Source organism: Brevibacillus sp. AF8 (assembly GCF_021270385.1).
Lineage (GTDB): Bacteria > Bacillota > Bacilli > Brevibacillales > Brevibacillaceae > Brevibacillus.
In genome coordinates this window covers 80070-90976 of the sequence record NZ_JAGQDN010000001.1, presented here as the reverse complement: position 1 = coordinate 90976, position 10907 = coordinate 80070, and the positions used below count along the sequence as shown (strand labels likewise).

1 protein-coding gene is annotated in these 10907 nt (G+C 47.2%); it reads right to left on the bottom strand.

Annotated features, from left to right (window positions below; genetic code table 11):
• Positions 1 to 100: 100 nt before the first annotated feature.
• On the bottom strand, positions 101 to 10870 hold the full coding sequence (gene tycB, locus KB186_RS00345) for a tyrocidine non-ribosomal peptide synthetase TycB (RefSeq protein WP_232772840.1): 10770 nt from the start codon (positions 10868 to 10870) through the stop codon (positions 101 to 103).
• Positions 10871 to 10907: the final 37 nt, after the last annotated feature.

Genomic DNA, 10907 nt, shown 5'->3' with positions numbered 1-10907 from the left:
CACCTCAACTCTGTGATTTATCGTTTTAGAGAGGGTTCCTCCAATAAAAGCGAAATGTCCAAGCTTTTATTGGAGGAATAACATTTCTCATGTCGCCTGATTAGATTAATTCCAGGATGTTCTCCAGTTCTTCCATGGAAAGGTCATCATCACCCAGATCGCTCGGGGTCAATTCCCCATTTTCTTTTGATAGGCAATGCTCAATAATGCTGAGCAAGTGATTCCGATAGCTATCTGCCAATCTCGCGATGGTTTCTTCCTGATACTGGAGACTGTTGTAGCCAAAACTGATCTGGAGCTTTCCATCCTCGATCATGCCGGAAATATCCAACAAGAATACTCTCTCCGATTCTGGACTGAAAAGCTGACCCGTACCAAGTGGCGAGAAAGTAAATCCACCCGATTTTACATCCGAATCAAATTGCCCGAGGTAGTTAAAGCTGATTTCCGGTTGCAGGCTAAATTGCAGGGATGGACGCAGTTTATCCGCCGTCATCGTGCGCAAAATCTCGTAGCCAATTCCTTTTTTCGGAATACGGCGCAAGCTTTCTTTGATTTGCTTGATTTGGTAGGACAAGTCCTTTGATTTTTCCATATCAAGCACAACAGGGAACTGGGATGTGAACCACCCAATCGTTCTCGTCACGTTCATTTCATTCTGAATATCTTCGCGACCGTGACCTTCGAGGTTGATAACAGCATAGTTGGTATTCGCCCATTCTTTCACGGTTAATCCCAAAGCAGTCAGCAACAGGTCATTCATTTCGGTGTGATAGGCATGATGAACGTGGCGTAACAGGTTTTCTGTCTCTTGGGCTGTCAACTCGACCTTCGCTGTACGTGTGTGCTTTTGTTTACGATCTGCTGTAACAAAATCAGTAGGCAACTTTTCTGCCGTGACCGTGCTCTCGAGGTTGTGCCAGTACGCAACTTCTCGTAAAAGCTCCTCACTCTCCGCATAGTTTTGCAATTGAGCCGACCAATCCTTGAATGAATCTGTCTTTTTCGGCAAGACGATCTCCTGATTGTGGAGAGCCTGCGAATAGGCAGATGAAAAATCTTCAAACAAGATGCGCCAAGAGACGCCATCCACGACCAGATGATGAATCGCGATCAGTAAATGGTCCCCTTCCCTTGTGGAGAAGAGCGCCAAGTGAACGAGCGGCCCCTGTTCCAGATCGATACTGCTTTGGATGTGATCAGACAACTCCAAAATATGAGCTGCGCTATTTGCATGGTCTTTCAAGTCATACGAATGGAAGCGGAATCGCTCACCTGTCAGTGCTCGATTGATTTGCGTGATCGTCTCATTCTCCTGTTTGTATACCATGCGCAACGCATCGTGGTGCTCGACGATTTTATAGAACGCCTGCTGAACAAGTGCCGGATCAAAGCCATCCTCCCGGAACAGCATGACAGCCTGATTCCAGTGGTGACGATCAGTGAAATTGCGCTCGAAGAACCACTTCTGGATGGGTGTCAAGCCAATCTCGCCTTCTACTACTCCCTGATCGCTCTCTCTGTTGTTTGGTATGACATGGACGGCAACTTGTTCGATGGTCGGATATTGGAACAGTTCCTTCATCGCCAGCGTCCAGCCTGCTGCGTGCAAACGCGTGGATACCTGAATGGCTTTGATAGAATCTCCGCCCAATTCAAAGAAGTTGTCTTTGATTCCCACTTGCCCGATTCCCAATACCTCTGCCCAAGTCGTTGCAAGTAAATGTTCCAGTTCGTTTTGCGGTGCTTCATATTCTCTGCCCGATTTTTCTTCGTGGCTTGGCTTTGGCAATGCTTTGCGGTCAATTTTGTCGTTCGGTGTCAACGGCATCTTATCCAACTGAACAAAGAAGGAGGGAACCATGTAATTTGGCAATTCTTTTCCCATAAATTCTCGAAGTTGAGCCGGGCTTGCTTCCCCATCAGCTACATAGTATGCGCACAGGTAAGGTTGCCCCTGGTCATCCAAATGTGTGATAGCTGCTGCCTCAATAATCGACTCATATCGCAACAGAACACTCTCGACTTCGCCCAGCTCTACCCGATGACCACGCACCTTCACCTGATGATCGATTCTGCCGAGATACTCGATATTTCCATCCGGAAGCCATTTGGCCAGATCCCCGGTACGATACATCTTCTCTCCTGGCACAAACGGATTGTCGACGAATTTTTCAGCCGTCAATTCTGGTCGATTCCAATATCCTCTGGCTAACGCCACCCCGCTGATGCACAATTCACCTATTTGACCAACTGTCTTCAATTGCATTTGTTCATCCACGATGAACAGCTTCGTATTCTGAATCGGTTTGCCAATCGTAATGGTCTGACCAACTGGTTCATGAGGCAAAGCTTTCCAGAGTGTCGCGCAAACCGTACTCTCTGTAGGGCCGTAGCCATTGACATAGGTCACTTTCTCTTTCCATTGCTCTACCAAAGCGATAGATGCTGCCGATCCAGCAGTAATCAAGATGCGCAATGACGGCATACGATCAGGCTCAAGATAAATGGCATACGTCGGCGGCAACGTGAGAATAGTAATTCCGTTTTTGTGGACGTATTCCTCAAATTTGCGGAAGTCATTGATCGTATCACGCGAAATGATATACAAGGTCGCTCCTGTCAATAGCGCCATAAACATATCCCACACCGATGCATCAAAAGAGATACTCGCAAAATGCCCTGGACGATCTTGTGGCGTTACGCCGAGTTGATTTTTGAAAACCGCCTGTAGGTTTGCTGCCCCTTTGTGCTCCAGCATGACGCCCTTTGGATTGCCAGTGGTACCAGACGTGTAAATGATATAGGCCAGATCTGACGATTTGTTGATGCAAAGCAAGTTGTCTGTATGCGACGAATAGCTCCCCGCGTCGTCCAAATCGATAATTTCTGCCTGACTGGACACTTTGTGGGTCAAGTGAGAATGGGTAAGCACGAGCTTCGACTGACTGTCCTCGATCATGTAGCGAATTCTTTCTTCGGGATAATCAGGATCGACCGGTAAAAATGCGCCGCCAGCTTTTAAAATAGCGAGTGTGGCAATGACCATTTCCAAGGAACGCTCTACCATCATGACGACAATTTGCGAAGGACCTACCCCTTTTTCCCGCAAAACCGCGGCTAGCTGGTTCGCTCTTTCATTGAGCTCTTGGTACGTCATCTGCTTCTCTTCAAATACAATAGCCGTTTGATCAGGCGTATTCGCTGCCAGGTCCTCAAAGAGCTGTTGTATCGTCTGGTCTTCCACGTACTCTCTGTCTGTATGATTGAACTCCACCAGCAACAACTGCTTTTCTTCTGGCGTCAACATCTCAATCGCTTGAAGTTGCCTATCAGGGTCTGCCGCAACATTGCGTAGAATTTGCATGAAATGACGCGACATTCTGTCTACGGTGTCTCTTCTAAACAGCTTGGTGCTGTACTCCAGTCGCAGCAACAGGTCTGTTTCTCGTTCAGTTAGATGAAAAGACAGGTCGAACTTTGAAATGGCAAGCGCGCTTGTCGATTCATAGGGATGATAGGTTAGTTGACCAAGTGTTTTTTGGTACAAATCGTCGGTTTGCAGAATGAACATGGTATCAAAAAGTGGATTGCGTCCCGGATCACGTTGAATGCCAAGCTTCTCAACCAGACTTTCCAACGGATAATCCTGATGATCATAGGCATCCAATGCATTCTGCTTGACTTCCATCAAAAACTCCCTGAAGGTCTTCTCTGCTATCGGTTTGTTTCTGATTGCTAGCGTATTGACGAACATGCCGACAATCGGTTCGAGCTCAGCGCGAGTCTTGCCGGAAATTGGCGTTCCGACAACGATATCATCCTGCCCCGTATACTTCGAAAGCAGCAAATTGTAGGCGGCTAGCAAGACCATGAACAAGGTCGTTTTCGTCTCTGCAGCCAACGCGTGTAAAGCTTCCAACAGAGGTCTATCGGTAGCAAGTACGATTTGATCACCCTCAAAGCTTTTCACAGCTGGACGCGGAAAATCTGTCGGGATCTCCAAGACAGTGTTATGCCCCTCAAACGCATGACGCCAATACTCTTCCTGCTTCTTGAAGTCATCTGATTCGATAAAGCGTTTTTGCCAGACAGAAAAATCTTTGTATTGGATATGCAGCTCCGGTAATTGTCTGCCTTGGTACAACTCCGCCAGTTCGTTGAAAATAATTGTGATGGACGAGGCATCCGAAGCAATATGATGCATGTCATACAAGAGAAGATGACGTTCATTCGAGATTTGCACGAGACCCATGCGCAGCAGTGGCGGAACAGCCAGATCAAACGGACGGACAAACGCATGGAAAATCTCATCGATCTGATGTTCTTCTGCACTCCTATACTCCATTTCCACTTCCACACGGTCATGAATTTTTTGGACCAGCTGATCTCCTACCATTTCAAAGGAGGTTCTCCATATTTCGTGACGATCTACCAATGCTTGCAGCGCATGCATCAATTGATCGCGGTCCAGTTGACCCTCTAGCATGATCATCCCAGGCGTATTGTAGCTGATGCCCGCGCCTTCCAACTGATGGAGCACGTACATCCGCTGCTGGGCAGAGGATACCGGGTAGTACTCTTGTGGTTCTGCTGGCTGAATCGATGCATCCGACGCATTCTCACTGTTTGCGATCAGCCTGGACAAGGCTCGAACGGTAGGCTGTTCAAAGAAATGCTTCAACGGAAGATCGGTTTGAAGCTCCCGATGCACATGCGCTACTACCGTCATGGCTTTCAAAGAATGTCCGCCCAGCTCAAAAAAGTTATCCATTACTCCGATGCCGGAGATGCCAAGGACGTCTTCCCATATCTTTGCCAGTGTTGCCTCTACTTCATTGGCAGGCGCGACATACTCCACACCTGTTGTAGGCTTTCCTTCCGGCTTCGGCAGCGCTTTGCGATCGATCTTGCCATTTGGCGTGAGCGGGAAAGCGTCCATTTGAACCAGATAAGTTGGAACCATATACGCTGGCAGTTCTTGAGATAGATGTGTTCGCAGCGCCACTTCCAGGATGTTTTCTTTACCGGTAAAATAGGCTGTCAGGTAGGCGTCCCCACTATCGTCCTGATAAGCAACGACAATCGCTTCATTTATCGTTTCATAGCTGAGAAGAACCGATTCTATCTCCCCGATCTCAATCCGGTATCCTCTCACTTTTACTTGTTCATCCAGGCGTCCTGCGAATTCAATCGTACCGTCCGGGAGCCATCTGCCAAGGTCGCCTGTCTTGTACATGCGTTCACCTGGTTCAAATGGATTGGAAACAAACTTCTCCTCGGTAAGCTCTGGTTTGTTCCAATATCCGCGCGCCAAACCAAGTCCGCCTATGCATATCTCTCCTACTACACCGATTGGTAGCAGCTGGTGAGCATGGTCCACGATGTATATGCTTGTGTTTGCAATTGGCCGTCCGATGGTGATCGGAGCATCCGGGAGCGTATCGCACAGATAGGTGGCGATAACGCTGCTTTCTGTTGGACCATACGCATTGACAGTGATCATCTGCGGATTCATCTCTTTGCACATCTCAACCAGCTTCGGCGATAGCTTCTCTCCCCCGAGCACAGCCATTTTCATTGGGCTGATCTCTTCGGTGGTGCTGCATTCCAAAATCGCTTGGAACAAACTCGGCACGCATAACGTGTAGGTGCAACTCCATGTTGAGATGAGGTTTTTGAGTGCTATCGGATCTTTGGCTTCTTCATCCTTCGTTAAGACAACAGTTGAACCGGATAGAATCAACGCAAAGAAGGTAAGAACAAAACCATCAAAGGCAAAAGATAGGGCCAACAAACCTCTGTCATGGACGGATAAAGCAAACTCCTCTTTGTTCCACGTCACACTGTTGACAATACCTCGGTGCTCCACCATGACCCCTTTTGGCTTGCCTGTCGTACCCGATGTGTAGATGATGTAAGCCAGATTGGTAGCCGCATGAATCGGGTCAAGGTTTGTGGTGATGCGGGAGTAGTTACTCTTATCCTCCAGATACAGGCATTCCACCCCAGCAGCAATCTTTGTTCCAAGATGCTCATGAGTAAGCACCAGACGAGCTTCGCAATCTTCCAGCATATAAGCAATGCGATCATTCGGATATTCGGGATCAATCGGCACGTATGCTCCACCAGCCTTGAGAATGGCAAGGATTCCAATCACCATCTCCATGGAACGATTTGCCATAATCCCAACTCGTTGGTCAGCCTTTACTCCCTTTTTCCGTAATGTGCGAGCTAGCTGATTGGCTTTCTTATTGAGCTCATGATATGTCAACTTTTGGTCCCCGCAAACCAGTGCGATTTGATCAGGGGTTTTCAGCACTTGTTCTTCAAATAGCTGGGGAAGTGTGCTTTCCAACTGAACAGGCTTGGATGTGTCATTGAATTGAACCAACAATTCCTGCTTTTCCTGCTCGGTGAGCATCTCTATCTCATAGAGAGCCAAATCCGTGTTCCGGGTGACTTCTTGCAAGATTTGGGTGTAATGACGCGACATGCGCTCGATGGTCTCCTGCTTGAACAGCTTGGTGCAAAATTCGAAGCAGAATAAGAGACCTGCATCGTTTTGAGTTGCTTCGAGCGACAAATCGAATTTCGCCATCTTGCCCTCTGGCACGTACGGCGTCACTGTCATGCCCTCGATCTCAATCGGATCGGCATCCATGTTTTGTAAAATGAACAACGTGTCAAACAATGGATTGCGGCTTCGATTTCGATTGACCGCCAGCTTTTCGACGAGCTCCTCAAACGGGTACTCCCCATGCTCAAAAGCAGAAAGTGTATTGTCCTTCACTTCTTGTAAAAATTGCTTGAAACTTTTGGTTGCCACCGGCTGATTTCTCATTGCCAGCGTGTTGACGAACATACCCGTGATGCTTTCCGTGTCAGGGTGCGTTCTTCCAGCTGTCACGGTTCCGACCACCATGTCTTCTTGCCCGGAGTATTTCGCGAGCAAAACATGATAGGCTGCCATGAGCACCATGTAGAGCGTAGTACCCGTATCGGCCGCCACTCGTTGCAAGCCATCCAGCAGCTGTTTTTCAGAACGGAATAGATAACGTTCGCCCTCAAAGCTTTGAACAGACGGTCGAGAGTAGTCCAAAGGCAGGTTCAAGACAGGAATTTCACCACGGAATCGCTCGGTCCAATACGCTTCCTGCTTTTTGTATTCGTCTGTCTGTGCCAAGCCTTTTTCCCAAACTGCGAAGTCTTTATATTGAATGCGCTGCTCTGGTAAGGAATTGTCTTGATAGAGCTGCGCAAAATCATTCAGGATGATTTGCGATGACACGCCATCCGAGATGATATGGTGCATATCGATAATCATGACATGGCGCCGCTCTCCCAGTTTGACCAGTCCAACCCGGCTTAATGGCGCCTTTTCCAAATCAAACGGACGCATAAAATCCGTGATGACTTGATTCAAACGATCTTCTGTTGCTTCCATGTAGATAATTGGCAGCTTGCATTCCGGATGGATGCGTTGAACCGGCTCGCCGTTGATAGTATGAAAGGAGGTTCGCAGCGATTCATGACGACTCACCAATTTGGCAATGGCATGCTCCATCTGCTGCATATTCAATTCCCCATCGAGTACCGTCACAACGGGCAAATTGTACACCGTACTATCTGGATCGAGCTGGTTTAAAATCAGCATGCGTTTTTGCGCAGAAGATACGGGATAATGCTCTTGTATGACGACCCGCGGAATAGCGTGATACGATCCTTCCTCTACCCCTTCCACATACTTGGCGATTTCTTGAATAGTTGGTCTATCAAACAAGACGCGAAGCGGAACATCTGCTTGGCAGTCTTTTTGCATCCGGGAAATGAGATGAATCGCTTTTAGAGAATGACCCCCGAGCGTGAAAAAATTATCCAGAATGCCAATCGGGGACACGCCGAGTACGCTTTCCCAAATCGCTGCCATTTTCTGTTCCAGTTCGGTTGTCGGAGCGAGATAATCCGCTCCCGTAAAAGCGTTCCCCTCAGGGATGGGCAAGGCTCTTCTGTCTGTTTTTCCGTTAGGTGTGACCGGAATTCGCTCGAGTTTTATAAAGAACGAAGGGATCATATACTCCGGTAGCTTTCGTGATAAGTACGTACGCAGCTCCTCGTTGCTGACTTCTTCTGTCAAAACGACATAGGCGCACAAGTACTTTCCGCCAGTCTCATCCGCTCGATCAATGACCACTGCTTCCTTAATCACGTCGTGGTTGAGCAACTGCGATTCGATTTCCCCCAGCTCGATGCGGTGACCCCTGATTTTTACCTGATGGTCGATTCGCCCTAAAAACTCGATATTGCCATCTGGCATCCAACGAGCGAGGTCACCCGTTCGATACATTCTTTCTCCTGATTGATACGGGTTCTCGAGAAACTTCTCCGCAGTCAGCTCCGGATTGTGCAAATATCCTCTTCCTACGTTCGCACCAGAGATATACAACTCCCCAACAATGCCCTCTGGTTTCATCTGGAGCTTTTCATCCAAAATATAAATGCCAGTGTTGCTGATCGGTTTTCCGATTGGTGGCAGCTCCGGTATATCCATGCTTGGGTCCATGGTGTAGGTGGTCACCACATGTGTCTCCGACGGCCCGTAATGATTGTGCAAAAATACGTGATGGTTACGCAGATATTTCTGTAGCTCAAGCGTGACGACGAGCTGTTCTCCGGCCGTGATAATGTGCTTGACGCAACGCGGGAAGCTTTGTGCATAATCTTTTTCGTTAAAGATAAATTTCAAGAAGGATACAGGGAGGGACAAAATGCTGATCTGATTTTCCTGGATAAAGGTAAACAGTTTTTCAACATGACGTCTCAACTCATTCGTGATGAGATAGAGCTGTCCCCCGGAAAGCAGCGTGGAGAAAATCTCCTGGTAGCAAACATCAAAGCTGCAAGTGGTATACTGCAATACTTTTTCATGAAAATCGATGTTGGTCTTGGCAAACGTAAAGTGCATCAGATTTGCCATGTTTTTATGCTCAAGCATGACGCCTTTTGGTTTCCCCGTTGTTCCTGAAGTGTAGATGATATAAAACAAGTCATCTGGATGATTGATCGTTTCGACAGGTGCACTGCTCTCTTCCCAGATGGCTGGAGCGTTAATATCGATTTTTTCAGTAGAAGCGGAGACTTTCCCAAGCAAATACTGCTGGGTCACTACCAATTGAATCCCGCTATGCTCGAGCATGTAGGCAATTCGTTCTTCTGGCAGCTCTGGATCAATCGGTACAAACGCACCACCGGCTTTCAGAACCCCTAGAATTCCGACAATCATCTCGATGGAGCGATCCATCATCGTTCCAACCAGACTGTCTGCTGCAATCCCTTTTCTTCTCAAAAATCTGGCGACCTGATTGGATTTTTCGTCTAGCTCCCGATACGTCAGATGCTGTTCCCCGAATACGACAGCAACCTGCTCGGGTGTCCTTTCCACCTGTTCCATAAAGAGTTCATGCATCGTCTTCGTAGGATAGGCAGCCGAAGTATCAAGATTTCTAGCCATTAGCTGTTGTTTTTCCGTTTCTGTCAGCAAGGTAACCTGTTGAAGGGTGACCTTCGGATTGTTTGCCACGCAAGCTGCGATCTGCTTGAGGTGCCCAGCCATTTTTTGGATAAATCCTTCATCGAAAACAGCAGCATTATAGTCAAACCGTATCGCAATCTCTTCTTTCGGCATTACCATGACGGTCATGTCATAATTCGTAGGTTCAAACATCTCGACATCAGAAATGGCAAAGCCTACCTGCTGCGTCGCTGCTTTTTTCTGCAAGGCCTCGACTAATGGATAGTTTTCGATAACCATCAGGTGATCGATCAAATCTTGCTTTAATACGGAATCGTTTTGAATGTCGTACAAAGGTACATGCTCATATGGCTGAGATTGCCGTGTTCTTTGGTGCACATCCTGTATTAAATCGGCAAAGGATTGATCGTTTTTCGCTTGAATACGGAATGGAATGGTATTGATAAACAACCCTACCATTTTTTCGATTCCGACGATTTCTGTTGGTCGCCCGGATACAACAGAGCCGAATAGCACATCATTCGTAGCGTTATAGGATTGGAGCAGGATTCCCCATAAGGTTTGGATCACAGTTGGCAATGTCACTTGATTTTGACTTGCGATCGCAGAAAGCTGCTGCGTCAGCATGCGGTCCAGCACAAAACGATATTGCGCTGGTAGAAAGGCATTGCTAGAAGACTTCCCAAATTTCGGCAAGGAAGTTTGCTGTTCAAACTGTTCCAGATAGTCTCTCCAATATGCGAGAGCAGCCTCTTTATCTTGCTTTTCCAGCCAACGAATAAATTGGCTGTATGGCTGCACCGGATCAAGGGAAATCGGAGCCCCGTTCTTCAAGGATAAATAGACGGAAAGCAAGTCATCAAAAATAATGCTAAAGCACCAACCGTCCATGAGTATGTGATGAAAACTCCAGATGATTTGGTATTCGCTCTCCGTCATTTGGAAAATAGCCACTCTCATCAACGAGTCTTTCGCTAGATGAAAGGTTTTCTCTTGGTCATTCCTTTTGTATTGTGTATAGCGTTGCTGCTTTTCTTGCTCGTCGTATGCAGTTAAATCACAAAAAAGGATGGGAATGGGCCGTTCTTTCAAGACAACCTGCAAAGGCTGCTTTAATTTTTCATAGAGAAACAGCGTACGGAATACGTCATATCTCTCTACCAGCACATGCAGACTATTGGTAAACAAACCAACATCAAGATCGCCCTGAATCGAAATGGACATCTGTACAAGATGAGAGTTATGTTCTTCGTCTAGCAAGGCGTGAAATAACATTCCCTCTTGCATGGGCGTCAATAGATACATATCTTGTACTTGTTCTTTGCTAAAAACACTCATTCCGGCACCTCGATATCAACATTATTTGTCTTATTTG